The following is a 16,141-nucleotide window of genomic DNA, read 5'->3' as shown; positions in this document are numbered from 1 at the left end:
CCCTCTCCCCAGCCCTCTCCCTGAAGGGAGAGGGGACCGTTCGGAGCGCTCTGGGAGTCAGGCGTCAGCCGGTCGATCAGGGAGAGCAGGATTCATCTCGGCACATACGGCTCCCTCTCCCTCTGGGAGAGGGCTGGGGTGAGGGGCTCCGGATACGCAGGGCTATCAGGCCCGCTCCCATACCTCGAACGCATAGGCCGGCGTTTCGCCTTCCGCGTCATGTTCGATGCTCGAGGCCAGGTGCCACTGGCTTTCGCTCACTTCGGGGAAGTGCGCATCACCGGCCGGGCTCAGGCCCACGCGGGTCAGGTAGAGGCGTTCGGCGCGGCCCAGGGCTTCACCGTAGAGTTGCGCACCGCCGATCAGCATCAGCTCGTCGGCTTCCTCTTCCCTGGCCCATTGCTCGGCGCGCTCCAGGGCTGCGTCGAGGCTGGTGAAGACTTCCGCGCCGTCGAGCGTCAGGCCCGCCTGGCGGGTGACCACGATGTTCAGCCGGCCCGGTAGCGGGCGGCCGAGCGAATCCCAGGTCTTGCGGCCCATGATCACCGGCTTGCCGAGGGTCATGGCCTTGAAGTGCTTGAGGTCCTGCGGCAGGTGCCAGGGCAGGCGGTTGTCGACGCCGATCACGCGGTTCTCGGCAAGGGCGGCGATCATCGCCAGGGGCAGTGCTTGGGTCATCTCGACTCCAGTGGTGAACATCAGCGGGAACTCCCGTTGCCAGAGGATACCAGCCGCTCGCCGTCGGCGGGGCCGGCGGGTGGCGGAACGCGCATGAAGAAGGTGCCGTCCTCGTTGACCTGGGTGATGCCGGTGGCCAGCACCCTGCGATAGTCCTTGAGGTTGAAGGCCAGGGTCTGGTCCGGGCGCTCGGCCTTGAGCAGCACCTGCGAGTAGGTGATGAGGATTTCGAAGATTTTCAGGTCGCCCGACTGCAGCCAGATGTAGGACTGTCCGGCCTGGCGCGGAGGCTCGAAGGCCAGCGAGGCGGCGCCTTCCTTCGGCGCGAACTTCAGGTGCAGGCCCTGGGCGTCCAGCCAGGTGGATTCGACACGGCCGTAGATGCCCACCAGCGGGAAGACCTGGTGGTAGTTCAGGTGCATCACGTTGTCCTGCAGCACCGCGCCGGGCCGCTCCAGGGTCACCAGCGAATCCAGGCGCAGGCCCACCAGGCTCATGGCGCCGTAGCTGGGCACGCCGAGCACCTTCACGCTGTCGGGCTGGTAGTCGAGGTTGTCGCCGTCGAGCTTCACCGTGCCGGCGAGCCGCAGCGGCAGCCAGGGGCCGACGCCCAGCGGCTGCACCTCGCCGGAGACCAGCAGGCGGTCGCCTTCGATGCTTAGCTTGAACTCGCGCAGCATGGTTTCCGGGTAGGCGAGGATGTGCTGGTTGAACAGGCTGCCGAGCTGTTCGGGGCTGAGGATCACCTCGCCCTCGGAGACGTTGATGCGCATGTCCTGCGGACGGTCGAAGTCAATCGGCTCGCCGGCCCTGAGCGGCACCAGCCAGCCCTTGAGAAGCGGGCTGTGGAAGCCGATGTTGCCCTGGAAGTACATGTCCACGTTGTTCAGCAGGATGCCCACGCCGTCCTGGCCGGAGTCACGCAGGCCGCCCGGCCGGCTGGCCTTGAAGTCCGCCGCCGGCGGCGTCTGCTGGAACCAGCCCTGGCGCAGCACGCCCAGTTCGCGCTGTTGCTTGTCGATGGCGCTCTCGGCCGCGGCCTGGCCGGCCAGCGTGAGGCAAAGAAGGGAAGCAAGGAGGGTTTTCATAGGGCTTTCTCCTCCGGGGCCGGCGCCTTAACCGGCGAGACGGCGATGTGCACCATGCCGTCTTCGCGCAGGCGGATTTCGCCGTACTGCAGCTGGCGGCGGTAGTCGTAGAGGTTGAACAGCAGTGGCGCATCCGGGCTGAGGCTGGTGAACAGCGCGTAGGCCTTCACCAGGATGGTCCGCGCCATCTTGATGTCGCCGCCCTCGATGAACATGTAGCTCTGCGGCGCCTTGAGCTGTGGCCACTTGAGCTCGGCCAGGTCGCTGCCCAGCAGCAGGTCCATGCCGCCGTCGGCGAGCTTCAGGCTGCTCACCGTGAAGTCCAGGCGCGGCGGCGGGAACAGGCCGTCGAGGTCGACCAGGATGCGGTTGCCGATCAGCTGCATGTGCGCGGTGTGCAGTTGCAGCACCTCGGACATCTCGATGGAAGCAGCGGTCAGCGACGGCGTGACGTCCACTCCGTCCACGAAGATCCGCTGCGGCACCAGCGCCACCTTCAGCGGCCCGGCCTGCTCGATCCCGGTGACCATCCGCAGCGGCCGCCAGCGGCCCTTGCGCAGCAGCTCGCCGTGGACTTCCTGGCCGTCGGCGCGGGTGCTGAGCTTGAGGTTGCGCACCGGCGCGTTGGCGTTGCGCAGCTCCTCGTTGAGCAGGCTGGCGAGGGTCGCGTCGGCGACGAAGATGTCCCCGGCCTGGATGTGCGCGACCATGGACTTCGGGTCGTCGAGCATCAGCGGTGTGCCGGCGCCAGCCGCCGGGCTCATCTGGATCAGCATCTTGCGGATGAAGAAGCCGATGTCGTCGTGCAGGCGGAAGTCGGTGTGGCTGATCCACAGTTGCGAGGTGTTGCTGTCGGACTGCCGGGCGCTGACGTTGGCGTCCAGCACGCGCGGCGGCACCGCCTGCATCAGCGGGGTGTCCGGGCCCCAGTCGGAGGGGCGCACCGGCGGTGTTTCCACGGCAACCGCGGTGGCGGAGGCCAGCAGCAGGGGCAAGGCACTGAGCATCGAGCGCAGCATGGCGAGGCCTCATTCTTGTTGTTTTTCCGAGTGTGAGGCTGGCCGGGCACGGCGAGAGCCCCCCCTTGGTTTGGTTGACGCCACCGGGTGTTACCGGTGGTGCCGGGACGCGGCGGCGAGCAGCGGTTATCCTTGGTGCCGAGTACCGATTGTCGGAGACCCTGTGAGCGAAACCCCCGCTTCCGCCCTCGAATCCCTGTGGCTGTGCGAGGCCGTGCGCCTGCGCGAGGAGCAGGTCGGCCCGCTGGAAGACAGCGAAGCCAACCGCCGCGCCATCGTCAGCGGCGGCGACCTTGCCCGCCGCCTGCAACACCGCGCGCTGCTGCTCGCCGAACGCGACGGCCAGCGTGCCGCCCTGCGCACCTGGGGGCAGGGCTCGCGCCTGGCGCTCTACCTGCTGCTGGCGCTGGCGCTGTTCACCGGCGGTGGGCTGGCCTTCGCCGCCCTCGGTGACGGCCTGCGTCCGGTCAACGTGTTCTGGGCCCTTGCCAGCCTGCTCGGCCTGCACCTGATTACCCTGATCGGCTGGACCCTGGCCTTCTTTGCCGGCGGCGAGGCCGCCGGTGCGCTCGGCCGCCTGTGGTTGTGGCTGAGCGGCAAGCTCGCCCGCGACGCCCACGCCGCCCAGCTGGCGCCCGCGCTGCTGGTGCTGCTGGACCGGCAGAAGCTCACGCGCTGGGCGCTCGGCCTGCTGGTCCACGGTCTCTGGCTCGTCGCCTTGGCCAGCGCGCTGGGCGTGATGCTGGCGCTGCTGGCGACGCGGCGCTACGGCTTCGTCTGGGAGACCACCATCCTCGGCGGCGATACCTTCATCGCCCTGACCCACGGCCTCGGCGCGCTGCCGTCGCTGCTCGGCTTCCCGCAGCCGGACTCGGAGCTGGTGCGCGCCAGCGGCGATGCCCTGGTGGCCAGCGAGAACGCGCGCCACGCCTGGGCCGGCTGGCTGGTGGGTATCCTGCTGGTGTACGGCGTGCTGCTGCGCGGCGCGCTCTGGCTGCTCTGCCTGTGGCGCTGGAAGCGCGGACGTGCGCAGCTGGCGCTGGATGTCTCGCTGCCCGGCTACGCCCTGCTGCGCGAGCGTTTGATGCCGGCCAGCGAGCGCCTGGGCGTCAGCGATGCCGCGCCGGACGAACTGATTGAGCCGCAGGCGCAGGCCCCGGCGACCACCGCCGACGGCGCCGTGCTGGTGTCCATCGAGCTGCTCGACCGGTCCAACTGGCCGCCGAAGCTGGCCGACGGCATTGCCAATGCCGGCGACCTCGACGACGGTGCCCAGCGCCGTCGGCTGCTGGAGCAACTCACCCGCTACCCGCCGGCGCGCCTGGTGATCGCCTGCGACCCGCGTCGCTCGCCGGATCGCGGCACCCTGGCGCTGATCGCCGAACTCTCGCGCTGCGCCGCAGCCACCCGCGTCTGGCTGCTGCAGGCACCGACGGGCGAGGCGCTGGACGCCGAGCGCCTGGGCGACTGGCACGCGGGCATCGAGCGCCTGCAACTGCCGCACACCTCGGCATCGCCGCTGGGTTGGCTGGAGACCGGGCATGACTGATGCGCTGAAACTGGCCGTAGTCGGCCACACCAACGTCGGCAAGACCTCTCTGCTGCGTACCCTGACCCGCGACGTGGGCTTCGGCGAGGTGTCCCATCGCCCCAGCACCACGCGGCATGTGGAAGGCGCGCGGCTGTCGGTGGACGGCGAGCCGCTGCTGGAGCTGTACGACACGCCGGGCCTGGAAGATGCCATCGCCCTGCGCGACTTCCTCGATGGGCTGGAGCGCCCCGGCGAGCGCCTGGACGGCCCGGAGAAGCTGCGTCGTTTCCTGGATGGTAGTGAAGCTCGCGGCCGCTTCGAGCAGGAGGCCAAGGTGCTGCGCCAGTTGCTCGCCTCCGACGCCGGCCTCTACGTGATCGACGCCCGCGAACCGGTACTGGCCAAGTACCGCGACGAACTGGCAGTGCTCGCCGCCTGTGCGCGGCCGCTGTTGCCGGTACTCAACTTTGTCGCCAGCCCGCAGCACCGCGAGGAGCAGTGGCGCGAGGCGCTTTCCCGTCTCGGCCTGCACGCGCTGGTGCGTTTCGACAGCGTGGCGCCACCACTGGATGGCGAGCGGCGCCTGTACGAAAGCCTGGCGCTGCTGCTGGAGCGCGCGCGCCCGCAACTGGATCGCCTCGTCGCCGATCACGAGGCCCAGGCCGTCGCTCGCCGCGAAGCCGGGGCACGGCTGATTGCCGAGCTGCTGGTGGATGTCGCCGCCTGCCGTCAGCTGGTACCTGCCGGTGATGCGGCGGTGCGCGAGGCCACCGAGACGCTGCGCAATCAGGTGCGCAAGCGCGAAGACACCTGCGTGAAGGCGCTGCTCAGCCTCTACGCCTTCCGCAAGGACGACGCCCGCGCCGCCGACTTGCCGCTGCTCGACGGACGCTGGGGAGATGACCTGTTCAACCCGGAAACCCTGCGCCAACTGGGCATTCGCCTGGGTGGTGGCGTTGCGGCCGGTGCGGCGGCAGGGGCGGGGATCGACCTGCTGGTCGGCGGCCTGACCCTCGGCGCGGCCACCGCGCTGGGCGCCATCGCCGGCGGCGCCTGGCAGACCGTCGGCCATTACGGCCAGCGCCTGCTGGGCAAGCTCAAGGGCAGCCGCGAACTGTCGGTGGACGACAGCGTGCTGCGTCTGCTGGCGCTGCGGCAGCGGCAACTGCTGGCGGCCCTGCAGACACGCGGGCATGCGGCGGTGGAGGCCATCCAGGTGCAGTCGCCTGAAGACAAGCAGTGGCGCGAGGGCAAGCTGCCCGAGGCGTTGCGCAAGGCGCGTGCGCATCCGGAGTGGTCCGCCCTCAATGGCCGCCGGCGTGGCGAGAAGAGCGAGCGGCAGGAAGCGGTGGCGCAGTTGGCCGCGCATCTGCTGGAACCGTGAATACCGCGCGGGGCGCGCGCGAGCATTCTCGCTCCTACGAAAAGCAGTCCGTAGGGCGAATAACCTGGAACAGGTTATCCGCCGGCCAGTGAGAGGCGGATAACGCTGGCGCGTTATGCACCCTACACCATTGTTCCGGACGCACCTTGCAGGAGCGCGCTTGCTCGCGAACGCTCCTAGACGAGCGAGACGATCTCGACCCTTGGCTGCCCGTCGGCGATCTCCAGGATCGCCAAGGCAATCGGCAACTTGAACCGCCGCGCCCCGGCGCTGCCCGGATTCAGGTACAGCACCCCGTCGCGGACCTCGTTCAGCGGTTTGTGCGAATGCCCGGCCAGCACTACGTCGATGCACTCGGCTGCCGGATTGATGGCCAGCTGCTTGAGGTCATGAATCAGGTAGAGCCGCAGCCCGCCCAGTTCCAGCTGTAGCGTTTCCGGCAGGGCTGCGGCCCAGTCGTCGGTGTCGTTGTTGCCGCGTACCACGTCCAGCGGCGCCAGGGCGCGCAGCTGGTCGAGCAATGAGGCGGGGCCGATGTCGCCCAGGTGCAGGATGCGCTCGCAGCCTTGCAGCGCCGCCAGCGCTTCAGGGCGCAGCAGGCCGTGGGTGTCGGCGATGACGCCGATGCGCAGGGAGGTGGTCATTCGGGGAGCATAAACGACGACGCCACCTGAAGGTGGCGTCGTGGCGGTTCAGCCGTTGTGCGAGGCCCTGGCGGCGTCGGACTCGGGCAGGAACCAGTTGAGCAGCAGGGCGCAGATGCCGCCGGTGGCGACGCCCGATTCCAGCACGTTGCGGATCGCGTGGGGCATGTGCGCGAGGAACTCCGGCACCTGGGAGATGCCCAGGCCCAGCGCCAGGCTGACGGCGATGATCAGCAGCGCGCGGCGGTCCAGGTGGGTGCCGGCGAGGATGTTGATGCCGGAAGCGGCGACGGCACCGAACATCACCATCACCGCGCCGCCGAGCACCGGCTCGGGGACGGCCTGGATCACCCCGGCGACGCTGGGGAACAGGCCCAGCACGATGAGCATCGCGGCGATCCACAGGCCGACGTGGCGGCTGGCGACGCCGGTCAGCTGGATCACGCCGTTGTTCTGCGCGAACACCGAGCTTGGGAAGGTGTTGAACAGGCCGGCCAGCAGCGAGTTGGCGCCATTCACCAGCACACCGCCCTTGATGCGCTGCATCCACAGCGGGCCTTCGACCGGCTGCTTGGAGATCTTGCTGGTGGCGGTGACGTCACCGATGGCTTCCAGCGAGGTCACCAGGTAGATCACCAGCATCGGGATGAACAGGCTCCAGGAGAAGCCCAGGCCGAAGTGCAGCGGCACCGGGACCTGGAAGGCCGGCGCCTCGTGCATGCCGGTGAAGTCCAGACGGCCCAGATAGCCGGCCAGCGCGTAGCCCACGGCCAGGGCGATGACGATGGCGCCGCTGCGCATCCACACCACCGGGATGCGGTTGAGGATGACGATGATTGCCAGCACCAGGCCCGACAGCATCAGGTTCTCGCCGTTGGCGAAGGTGCCGTTGCCCATGGCGGAGAAGCCGCCACCCATGCTGATCAGGCCGACCTTGATCAGGGTCAGGCCGATCATCAGCACCACGATGCCGGTGACCAGCGGAGTGATCAGGCGCTTCACGAAGGGCAGGATGCGCGATACGCCCATCTCCACGAAGGAGCCGGCCATGACCACGCCGAAGATCGCTGCCATCACCGCTTCCACCGGGGTGCCGTTCTTCACCATCAGCGCACCGCCGGCGATTAGCGGGCCGACGAAGTTGAAGCTGGTGCCCTGGACGATCAGCAGGCCCGCGCCGAACGGTCCGAAGCGCTTGCACTGGACGAAGGTGGCGATGCCGGAGATCACCAGCGACATCGACACGATCAGGTTGGTGTCGCGCGGCGACACGCCAAGCGCCTGGCAGATCAGCAGGCCGGGGGTGACGATGGGCACGATGATCGCCAGCAAGTGCTGCAGTGCCGCGAGCAAGGCAATGGGCAGGGCGGGGCGGTCTTCCAGGCCGTAGACCAGGTCGGGCTGGTCCTTGGCGGCGGACGGGTTCTCGAGGGAGCTCATGGGCGGCGGTCCGGAAAAAAGAGCGCGATTTTACTGGCCCACGGCGGGATCGCACAGTGCCATGAGGCAAGTCGGGATGAATGGGGAAGGCCGGGTTCCTACGACGTCTTTGTGCGATGGCACTCCGAAGGCTGTCGGCATGGAAAAAACTGCTGAATTTTCAACAGGGTGCGCGGACGCGTCTGAGTGTGATGGCCCGCTGGCATGGCTTCACTGGAGTGCATCCGGAGCCATTCGGGGTTCCGGCTCAATCCCGAGGGACACGCAAATGCGCAGACAACAACAAGGCTTCACCCTGATCGAGCTGATGATCGTGGTGGCGATCATCGGGATTCTGGCTTCGGTGTCCTTGCCGCTGTATTCGGATTACTCGTCGCGCTCAAGGGCTGCGGCAGCCAAGGCAGAGCTGTCCGCCGTCAAAACTGCTGTGAGCCTTTGTATTTCCGAAACGGGCAAGGCAGATGATTGCAAGGCGGGTGATTACGGGATTCCGAAAGACTTTGCAGCGACGTCCAACATCACCGGCGACTATGCGGTGGAAAATGGTGTGATAAAGGCCACGACCGCAGCCACCGACGCGGATGGGAATTCACTCAAGATCGAGCTGACTCCTACCAAAGCGGAGGGAGGTAGCTCGGTCGCTTGGGAGGAGAAGGGATCCATCTGCAATGCGGATCGTGGGCTCAAGCCGGGGTCGGGTGATTGCCCGAAGGTGCCAGCAACCAAGTCATAAGTCTTCACGTCACATCAATGAAAAAGCCCGGCATCCGCCGGGCTTTTTCACGTCACCACCAGACTCAACCGTCCAGCAGCGCCTTGTCGCGCACCGCGCCCTTGTCGGCGCTGGTGGCCAACAGGGCGTAGGCCTTCAGTGCGGTGCTCACCTTGCGCGCGCGGGGCTGAGCCGGCTTCCAGCCCTTCTTGTCCTGCTCGGCGCGGCGGGTGGCCAGCTCTTCATCACTCACCAGCAGGTTGATGCTGCGGTTGGGGATGTCGATCAGCACCTTGTCGCCGTCCTGTACCAGGCCGATGGCGCCGCCCGCGGCGGCTTCCGGCGAGGCGTGGCCGATGGACAGGCCCGAGGTGCCGCCGGAGAAGCGGCCGTCGGTGAGCAGGGCGCAGTCCTTGCCCAGGCCCTTGGACTTCAGGTAGCTGGTCGGGTACAGCATTTCCTGCATGCCCGGGCCGCCTTTCGGGCCTTCGTAGCGGATGATCACGATGTCGCCCGGCTTCACTTCGTCGGCGAGGATGCCCTTCACGGCGCCATCCTGGCTTTCGAAGATCTTCGCGCGACCTTCGAACACATGGATGGACTCGTCCACGCCGGCGGTCTTCACCACGCAGCCGTCGAGGGCGATGTTGCCGTACAGCACGGCCAGACCGCCTTCCTGGGAGTAGGCGTGCTCGACGCTGCGGATGCAGCCTTCGGCGCGGTCGGCGTCGAGGGTGTCCCAGCGGGTGCTCTGGCTGAAGGCGACCTGGGTCGGGATGCCGGCGGGGCCGGCCTTGAAGAAGGTGTGGACCTTCTCGTCCTGGGTCTGGGTGATGTCCCACTCGGCGATGGCGTCGGCCATGCTCGGGCTGTGCACGGTCGGTACGTCGGTGTGCAGCAGGCCGCCACGGGCCAGCTCGCCGAGGATGGAGAAGATGCCACCGGCGCGGTGCACGTCTTCCATGTGGTACTTCTGGATGTTCGGCGCGACCTTGCACAGCTGCGGCACCTTGCGCGACAGGCGATCGATGTCGCGCAGGTCGAAGGCGATCTCCGCCTCCTGGGCCGCGGCCAGCAGGTGCAGGATGGTGTTGGTCGAGCCGCCCATGGCGATGTCCAGGGTCATGGCGTTCTCGAACGCCTTGAAGCTGGCGACGTTGCGCGGCAGTACGGACTCGTCGCCTTCGCCGTAGTAGCGCTGGCACAGCTCGACGGCCAGGCGGCCGGCGCGCAGGAACAGCTGCTCGCGGTCGGCGTGAGTGGCCAGGGTCGAACCGTTGCCCGGCAGGGACAGGCCCAGGGCCTCGGTCAGGCAGTTCATCGAGTTGGCGGTGAACATGCCGGAGCAGGAGCCGCAGGTCGGGCAGGCGCTGCGCTCGTACTCGGCAACCTTTTCGTCGGAGCAGGAGTCGTCGGCGGCGACGACCATGGCATCCACCAGGTCCAGGCCGTGGCTGGCGAGCTTGGTCTTGCCGGCTTCCATCGGGCCACCGGAGACGAACACCACCGGGATGTTCAGGCGCAGGGCGGCCATCAGCATGCCGGGGGTGATCTTGTCGCAGTTGGAGATGCAGACGATGGCGTCGGCGCAGTGGGCGTTGACCATGTATTCCACGGAGTCGGCGATGATCTCGCGCGACGGCAGGGAATAGAGCATGCCGTCATGGCCCATGGCGATGCCGTCGTCGACGGCGATGGTGTTGAATTCCTTGGCCACGCCGCCGTGTTTTTCGATCTCGCGGGCGACCAGCTGGCCCAGATCCTTCAGGTGTACGTGGCCGGGCACGAACTGGGTGAAGGAGTTGGCGATGGCGATGATCGGCTTCTTGAAGTCTTCGTCCTTCATCCCGGTGGCGCGCCAGAGGGCACGGGCGCCGGCCATGTTGCGGCCGTGGGTGGAGGTTTTCGAGCGGTAATCGGGCATGACAGGTTCCTGCGCATCAGGTCACGGTGGGAGTCGATCCGGGTCTTCTGTGCGGCGGCGTACAGCGGGTAGGGCTGGCCGGCGAGACCTTGAGCAAACTCTAAGTCGTATCGTGAGCGCGGTACGCACCGGATGCAAACAGCAGATGGCCTTGCATGGGCGAGGTCGGCGCGGGGCTTGGCGGGGTCACCGCCTGCTCGGCCGGGGCTCACAGGCCCGCCGGGGGATAAATGGCAGGAATGCCCCGGATTCTACGCCGGCCCTTGCCGCCAGGGAAAGGCTGGCGGTCGGCACAAGCATAGACTTTCGCCGCCCCGGCGTGGTCTGAATGGCCACTGGCGCTTTTCCCGTCCCGTTCGTTGAAGGAGCAACCCCATGAAAGTCACCCGCATCGCCCTGCTCGTCGCGCTGTTTGCCGGCAGTGTGCAGGCCTCGTCCGACGAAGCCTGGCAGGCGCAGGACAAGCAGCAGCGCGAAGCCTGCCTGGCGCTGAGCCATCTGCAGAACAAGAAGGTGCTGGGCTCGCCGGTGCTGTTCGACGACAGCGTGGGCTACACGGCGCTGATGATCGGAGGGACCTATGCGCAGAAGCACATGAAGGGCAAGCCGGGCCGCGAGCTGTGCCTGTTCGAGCGCAAGACCGGCAACGCAGTCATCAGCGAGGCGGACTCGCTGATGCCGATGAAGTAATCGCAGGAGGGGATGGCGGATAAAGCGTTCCGCTTTATGCACACCGTAGGGCGGATAACGCCCCCGGCGTTATCCGCCATCCATTGCTGCAATGAACAACGGGGCGTTCCCTCGTGGAAACGCCCCGTTTTTTTGACGTGCCTCGACGCCTTAGCCGTTGGGCAACAGGCGCACGGTCAGGCTCTTGATGTAGCGGGTTTCCGGGATTGCCAGGTGCACCGGGTGGTCCGGACCCTGACCGCCGCGCTCGAGCAGCTGGATGTTGCGGTCCAGGTGGCGGGCGCTGCCCAGCAGGATGTTCTGCAGGTCGTCCTCGGGCAGGTGCATGGAGCAGGAGGCACTGACCAGCACGCCGTCCTTGGACAGCAGGCGCATGGCCTGTTCGTTGAGGCGGCGGTAGGCGGCCTCGCCGTTCTTCAGGTCCTTCTTGCGCTTGATGAAGGCGGGCGGGTCGGCAACGATCACGTCAAAGCGCTCGTCGGCGGCCTTCAGCTCGCGCAGGGCGTCGAACACGTCGCCTTCCACGCAGGCGACTTTTTCGGCGAGGCCGTTCAGCGTGGCGTTGCGCTCGACGCCGTCGAGGGCGAAGCCGGAGGCATCGACGCACATCACTTCGCTGGCGCCGAAGGCCGCGGCCTGGATGCCCCAGCCGCCGATGTAGCTGAACAGGTCGAGCACGCGCTTGCCCTGCACGTAGGGCTGCAGGCGGGCGCGGTTCATACGGTGGTCGTAGAACCAGCCGGTCTTCTGGCCGGCCAGCACCGGGGCTTCGAACTTCACGCCGTTCTCTTCCAGGGCCACCCATTCCGGGACTTCGCCGTAGGCGTTGGCGACATAGCGCTCCAGGCCTTCGGCGTCACGGGCGCTGGAATCGTTCTTCCACAGTACAGCGCTGGGCTTGAGCACCTGCAGCAGGGCGGCAAGCACGTCGTCGCGGTGTTTTTCCATGGTCGCCGAGGCGAGCTGGACCACCAGTACATCGCCGAAACGGTCCACCACCAGGCCCGGCAGCAGGTCCGAGTCGCCGTAGACCAGGCGGTAGAAAGGCTTGTCGAACAGGCGGTCGCGCAGGCTCAGGGCGACGTTCAGGCGGTGAACCAGCAGGGATTTGTCGAGAACGTGCTTGGTATCGCGGGAAATCAGGCGAGCGCAGATGAGGTTGTTCGGGCTCATCGCGACGATGCCCAGCGGCTTGCCGTTGGCCATTTCCAGAATGGCCTGTTCGCCGGCGCCGAATCCGTTCAGCGGGGTGGCGGCGACGTCCACCTCGTTGCTGTAGACCCACAGGTGGCCGGCGCGCAGGCGGCGCTCGGCGTTGGCTTTCAGACGCAGGCTGGGCAGGGTCATGGGGGAGGGCTCCGGCAAAAAGAGCGGGATTATAGCGCAGCAGCGTGCGCCGCCGGAGCGCGGCGCACGGGCTTTTGATCGGCGGCTCTCAGGCGGCGAGGGTTTCGATCAGTTGCTTGCTGAAGGCGGGGATGTCGTCGGGCTTGCGGCTGCTGATCAGTCCGCCATCGTTGACCACCTGTCGGTCGACCCAGTGGCCGCCGGCGTTGTTGATGTCGTCCTTGAGCGAGTTCCAGCTGGTCAGGGTCTTGCCCTTCACCAGGCCGGCGGAGACCAGCAACCAGGCGCCATGGCAGATCACTGCGATGGGTTTGTCGGCGTGAGCGGCCTTTTGCACGATTTCCTGGGCCTTGGGCAGGTTGCGGATCTGGTCGGCGTTGATCACCCCGCCCGGCAGCAGCACGGCATCGTACTCTTCGATGCGCGCCGTTTCGAAGGTGCCGTCGACCTTGAAACTATCCGCCGGCTGGTCGTGGTTCCAGCCGCGCACCTTGTCCTTGCTGTCGGAGAGGATCTTCACCTTGGCACCGGCTTCCTTCAGTGCGTCGCGGGGGCCAGTCAGCTCCACCTGCTCGAAACCGTCGGTGACCAGGATGGCGATAGTCTTGCCTTTGAGTGTCTGGCTCATGTGGCTTGTCTCCCATTTCGTCCGCTTGGGTGTAAAGGTTCCGACACAGCCGCCGATGAAAGTTCAATCAAAAGCAGCACTTCCAGAAGCCCCGGCTCTGGGTAAACTGTGCGCCCCGTCAACTTTTCCCAGCGCGCCCATGTCTCAAGAACTCTCCGCCGAACAGATCCGTCAGGCCCTGCAGGGCATCAGCGTGCCGCCGCAGCCGCAGATCATGGTTGACCTGCAGATGGAGCAGTTCATGCCCAACCCGGACCTGAAGGCGATCGCCAAGCTGATCAGCCAGGATCCGGGGCTGTCCGGCGCGCTGCTGAAGCTGGTGAACTCGCCGTTCTTCGGCCTGGCCAACCGCATCACCTCGATCCAGCGCGCGGTGAACCTGCTGGGCAGCCGCTCGGTGATCAACCTGATCAACGCCCAGTCGATCAAGGGCGAGATGAGCGACGCGACCATCGTCACCCTCAACCGCTTCTGGGACACCGCTCAGGACGTGGCCATGAGCTGCCTGACGCTGGCCAAGCGCATCGGCTACGAGTCGGTGGACGAGGCCTACGCGCTGGGGCTGTTCCACAACTGCGGCATCCCGCTGATGCTCAAGCGCTTCCCGCACTACATGGCGGTGCTGGAGGAGGCCTACGCCAGCGCAAGCGACGAGCGCCGCGTGGTGGACACCGAGAACCGCGTGCTGAACACCAACCATGCGGTGGTCGGCTACTTCACCGCGCGCTCCTGGCGCCTGCCGGAGCACGTCTGCGAGGCTATCGCCAACCACCACAATGCGCTGTCGATTTTCAGCGAGGACAACTGCCGCGATACCCAGCTGAAGAACCTGCTGGCGATCCTCAAGATGGCCGAGCACATCTGCGGCTCTTACCGCGTGCTGGGCAACCAGGACGAGGACCACGAGTGGGAGAGCGTGCGCGCGCTGGTACTGGATTACGTCGGGCTCAGCGAATACGACTTCGAGAATCTCAAGGCGAGCATTCTCGAGTTGGGTGTGGGGCAGGGGACGTACTGACCTCAGGTTCCTGCACTGGAGCTGGATATGAAAAAGCCGGGCATCTGCCCGGCTTTTTCATTCAACGTCGGCGATCAGTCAAGCATGTCTCTGAAACGTGCGTCCTTCTTGTAGGCAATGGTCTGGCTGAAGCCGGGGACCTGGATGCCACGGTCGCTGATCTCGATGGCCTGCTCGTCGATCATGTCGTTGCCAAAGTTGTAGATGATGTCGAAGCGGCCCTGAGTTGCCGCTTCGTCGTACTGCCGGGCGGCAGCGCGGGTGGCTTCGCGGCGGCCCTGGTAGTCGGCGAAGGCGGCGTCGCCGTGGCGCTTGCGCAGCATCTTTTCGGTGATGGCCGGGGACAGCAGCACGCCGGTGGCGTTGTTGCCGCCGAAGCCCTTGGAATTGATGAAGCAGACTTCCAGGTCGTCGCGGCGCACGTCGCTGCTGGACAGGGCGATGTGGTCCTTGAAGACGTCGTCGGCGAACTTGTCGACGGTCTTGATGCCGGGGATGACGCCGTAGCGGAAGGTACCCAGGGCGGAGATCATCTGGTCGGCGCTGGCGGTGGCCAGGGAGTGGCCGACGAAGGCTTTCACCGCGGTGACCGGCCAGCCCTCGATGCCGAAGGCGGTGGCGACGCGGTCGAGGATTTCCGATTCGGTGACGCGGTTGGCCGGGGTGCTGGAGCCGTGGGCGTGGACGAAGCTGTGCTGGCGCACGCTCTTCTCGCCGACGATCTGTGCGGCGGCGGCCACGGCCTTGGCCATGGTCAGGTAGTTGCCCGGGCCGGGGGCGGAGATGGACTTCTTGAAGCCGTCGGCGTTGATGAATACGTCCGGCACCGAGCCGTGGATGTCGGCGCCCAGCTCCAGGGCCAGGGCGTCGTCCATCAGCACGACGTACTGCGCGGACTCGGCCAGGGAGAAGCCGCAGTTGTCGCCGAACGGGCGGCTGGCGCGGCGGAAGTCGACGTCGTCTCGGCCTTCGATGTGGCGCAGGCCTTCCTCGGTGGCCAGCGCGCCCATGGCGGCGTAGCCCTCGATGATCTCGGAGGTGATCGGCGCTTCGGCGTTGCCGACGATGGCCACGCGGGCCTGGCCGGTGGTGATGACGTCGATGCCTTTCTGCAGGTTGTACAGGAAGGTGGCGCAGGCGCCGGTGACGCTGCCGGTCATGCCGACGCTGCCCAGCACGTAGGCGTTGATGAAGTCGGTGGGCATGCTGTTGAAGCCCAGCGGCAGCTGCTTGGCCGACACGCGGTGGCCGCGCAGGCGCGACTGCAGCAGGCCGCCGAAGCCGTTCTCGTCCAGTTGGCTCATGATGCTGCTGGAGAACACGGCGATTTCGTCAGGCTGGACGGCGTTGCAGATGGTCTGCCAGTCGAGGCCGGTGGAGCGCACTGCGTCGGTGGCGGCGACCACGGACATCTGCAGGCCGCGCGGGTGGAAGCGTGAGTTGTACAGCTCGCTCGGCTCGAAGCCGGTGGGCAGCTGGCCGGCGGATTTCACCGGCAGCGCGCGGTAACTGTCGACCTTGAATTCGCAGCTGTCGTGCAGGGTGACGCGGACTTCGCCGCCTTCGAGTTCTTCCACCGACCAGTTGGCCGGCAGCGGCTCGGGCAGTTGCTTGCGCAGGGTGGTGAAGGTCACCGGGCTGCCGGCGGCGCTGACGGTCAGGCTCTTGTGGCAGTGCGCGGCGTCGACGTCGAGGTATTGCAGCTCGATGCGACGGATCAGGGTCGACTGGCGAATCTGCTGCTCGAAGCGCTGCTCGATGGTGGCCAGGTCGAGGCTGTTGCCGTCGGCGTCCTGGTACTGGCCGTCAACGACCTTGACCAGTTTCATCATGACCGCGAGACCAGCGAGGGTTTCCTGGCGGGCGGCGGACTCCATGGATTCGAGGACGGTGCGGCGGAACCCATGGTGGAAGGAACTGCGGCCAGCCGCGTTATATCCACCAAAACCAACGATGACCGGTAGTCGAGACATCTCTCGGAAACTCCTTCAGCAAGTGCATCTTGCGCGCCGGACGACGGTGGCCCATGGCGGGGCAG

At 66.8% G+C, this 16,141-nt stretch carries 14 protein-coding genes; 5 read left to right on the top strand and 9 right to left on the bottom strand.

Annotated elements, in window-relative coordinates; all coding sequences use genetic code 11:
* Window positions 1–165: 165 nt before the first annotated feature.
* The 3 genes from IB275_RS28840 to IB275_RS28830 are packed head-to-tail and all read right to left on the bottom strand — an operon-like array spanning window position 166 to window position 2,785.
* Window positions 166–678, bottom strand: coding sequence for a dihydrofolate reductase (locus IB275_RS28840; protein WP_192293654.1), 513 nt, complete (start codon window positions 676–678; stop codon window positions 166–168).
* 20 nt (window positions 679–698) lie between these two features.
* Window positions 699–1,766: a hypothetical protein gene (locus IB275_RS28835; RefSeq protein WP_192293380.1), complete on the bottom strand. Its 1,068-nt coding sequence runs from the start codon at window positions 1,764–1,766 to the stop codon at window positions 699–701.
* A complete protein-coding gene (locus IB275_RS28830; RefSeq protein ID WP_192293378.1) occupies window positions 1,763–2,785 on the bottom strand; it encodes a hypothetical protein in 1,023 nt (340 codons plus the stop codon). Before IB275_RS28830 ends, IB275_RS28835 begins: the two co-directional genes overlap by 4 nt.
* Window positions 2,786–2,948: 163 nt before the next feature.
* On the opposite strand from IB275_RS28830, the gene IB275_RS28825 reads away from it, so the two are divergent.
* Window positions 2,949–4,334, top strand: coding sequence for a DUF2868 domain-containing protein (locus IB275_RS28825; protein ID WP_192293376.1), 1,386 nt, complete (start codon window positions 2,949–2,951; stop codon window positions 4,332–4,334).
* Window positions 4,327–5,700, top strand: coding sequence for a GTPase/DUF3482 domain-containing protein (locus tag IB275_RS28820; RefSeq protein ID WP_192293374.1), 1,374 nt, complete (start codon window positions 4,327–4,329; stop codon window positions 5,698–5,700). The genes IB275_RS28825 and IB275_RS28820 overlap by 8 nt, the downstream gene beginning before the upstream one ends.
* A gap of 176 nt (window positions 5,701–5,876) precedes the next feature.
* Here the strand turns inward: IB275_RS28820 and IB275_RS28815 are convergent, their stop codons facing one another.
* Both IB275_RS28815 and IB275_RS28810 read right to left on the bottom strand, forming a co-directional pair.
* Window positions 5,877–6,344, bottom strand: coding sequence for a metallophosphoesterase family protein (locus IB275_RS28815; protein WP_192293372.1), 468 nt, complete (start codon window positions 6,342–6,344; stop codon window positions 5,877–5,879).
* 48 nt (window positions 6,345–6,392) lie between these two features.
* Window positions 6,393–7,784, bottom strand: coding sequence for a nucleobase:cation symporter-2 family protein (locus tag IB275_RS28810; RefSeq protein WP_192293370.1), 1,392 nt, complete (start codon window positions 7,782–7,784; stop codon window positions 6,393–6,395).
* A gap of 268 nt (window positions 7,785–8,052) precedes the next feature.
* On the opposite strand from IB275_RS28810, the gene IB275_RS28805 reads away from it, so the two are divergent.
* Window positions 8,053–8,517: a pilin gene (locus IB275_RS28805; protein WP_192293368.1), complete on the top strand. Its 465-nt coding sequence runs from the start codon at window positions 8,053–8,055 to the stop codon at window positions 8,515–8,517.
* A 64-nt stretch (window positions 8,518–8,581) separates the two neighbouring features.
* On the opposite strand, the gene ilvD is transcribed toward IB275_RS28805, so the two are convergent.
* Window positions 8,582–10,420, bottom strand: coding sequence for a dihydroxy-acid dehydratase (ilvD, locus tag IB275_RS28800; protein ID WP_138213799.1), 1,839 nt, complete (start codon window positions 10,418–10,420; stop codon window positions 8,582–8,584).
* Between the two features lie 375 nt (window positions 10,421–10,795).
* Here ilvD and IB275_RS28795 point away from each other — a divergent pair, with 375 nt between their 5' ends.
* Window positions 10,796–11,110, top strand: a complete 315-nt coding sequence (locus IB275_RS28795) for a hypothetical protein (protein ID WP_192293366.1) — start codon at window positions 10,796–10,798, stop codon at window positions 11,108–11,110.
* A gap of 150 nt (window positions 11,111–11,260) precedes the next feature.
* Here the strand turns inward: IB275_RS28795 and IB275_RS28790 are convergent, their stop codons facing one another.
* The gene (locus tag IB275_RS28790; RefSeq protein WP_081515305.1) at window positions 11,261–12,457 is read right to left on the bottom strand and encodes a class I SAM-dependent rRNA methyltransferase; all 1,197 of its coding nucleotides are present in this window, start codon (window positions 12,455–12,457) and stop codon (window positions 11,261–11,263) included.
* Between the two features lie 88 nt (window positions 12,458–12,545).
* A complete protein-coding gene (locus IB275_RS28785; RefSeq protein WP_192293364.1) occupies window positions 12,546–13,085 on the bottom strand; it encodes a type 1 glutamine amidotransferase domain-containing protein in 540 nt (179 codons plus the stop codon).
* 193 nt (window positions 13,086–13,278) lie between these two features.
* Here IB275_RS28785 and IB275_RS28780 point away from each other — a divergent pair, with 193 nt between their 5' ends.
* Window positions 13,279–14,103: an HDOD domain-containing protein gene (locus tag IB275_RS28780; RefSeq protein ID WP_139791463.1), complete on the top strand. Its 825-nt coding sequence runs from the start codon at window positions 13,279–13,281 to the stop codon at window positions 14,101–14,103.
* Between the two features lie 74 nt (window positions 14,104–14,177).
* On the opposite strand, the gene IB275_RS28775 is transcribed toward IB275_RS28780, so the two are convergent.
* The gene (locus tag IB275_RS28775; RefSeq protein WP_192293362.1) at window positions 14,178–16,076 is read right to left on the bottom strand and encodes a beta-ketoacyl synthase; all 1,899 of its coding nucleotides are present in this window, start codon (window positions 16,074–16,076) and stop codon (window positions 14,178–14,180) included.
* Window positions 16,077–16,141: the final 65 nt, after the last annotated feature.

Source organism: Pseudomonas sp. PDM21, assembly GCF_014852505.2.
Taxonomy (GTDB): Bacteria; Pseudomonadota; Gammaproteobacteria; order Pseudomonadales; family Pseudomonadaceae; genus Pseudomonas.
Note: the sequence above shows the minus strand (reverse complement) of the source record. Positions and strands in the feature narration are given on the sequence as shown.

Coding starts and splice junctions, on each gene's coding strand:
- IB275_RS28835 (WP_192293380.1), bottom strand. CDS start 1,766: ATGAAAACCCTCCTTGCTTCCCTTCTTTGCCTCACGCTGGCCGGCCAG.
- IB275_RS28795 (WP_192293366.1), top strand. CDS start 10,796: ATGAAAGTCACCCGCATCGCCCTGCTCGTCGCGCTGTTTGCCGGCAGT.
- ilvD (WP_138213799.1), bottom strand. CDS start 10,420: ATGCCCGATTACCGCTCGAAAACCTCCACCCACGGCCGCAACATGGCC.
- IB275_RS28775 (WP_192293362.1), bottom strand. CDS start 16,076: ATGTCTCGACTACCGGTCATCGTTGGTTTTGGTGGATATAACGCGGCT.
- IB275_RS28785 (WP_192293364.1), bottom strand. CDS start 13,085: ATGAGCCAGACACTCAAAGGCAAGACTATCGCCATCCTGGTCACCGAC.
- IB275_RS28805 (WP_192293368.1), top strand. CDS start 8,053: ATGCGCAGACAACAACAAGGCTTCACCCTGATCGAGCTGATGATCGTG.
- IB275_RS28830 (WP_192293378.1), bottom strand. CDS start 2,785: ATGCTGCGCTCGATGCTCAGTGCCTTGCCCCTGCTGCTGGCCTCCGCC.
- IB275_RS28840 (WP_192293654.1), bottom strand. CDS start 678: ATGACCCAAGCACTGCCCCTGGCGATGATCGCCGCCCTTGCCGAGAAC.
- IB275_RS28820 (WP_192293374.1), top strand. CDS start 4,327: ATGACTGATGCGCTGAAACTGGCCGTAGTCGGCCACACCAACGTCGGC.
- IB275_RS28810 (WP_192293370.1), bottom strand. CDS start 7,784: ATGAGCTCCCTCGAGAACCCGTCCGCCGCCAAGGACCAGCCCGACCTG.
- IB275_RS28790 (WP_081515305.1), bottom strand. CDS start 12,457: ATGACCCTGCCCAGCCTGCGTCTGAAAGCCAACGCCGAGCGCCGCCTG.
- IB275_RS28815 (WP_192293372.1), bottom strand. CDS start 6,344: ATGACCACCTCCCTGCGCATCGGCGTCATCGCCGACACCCACGGCCTG.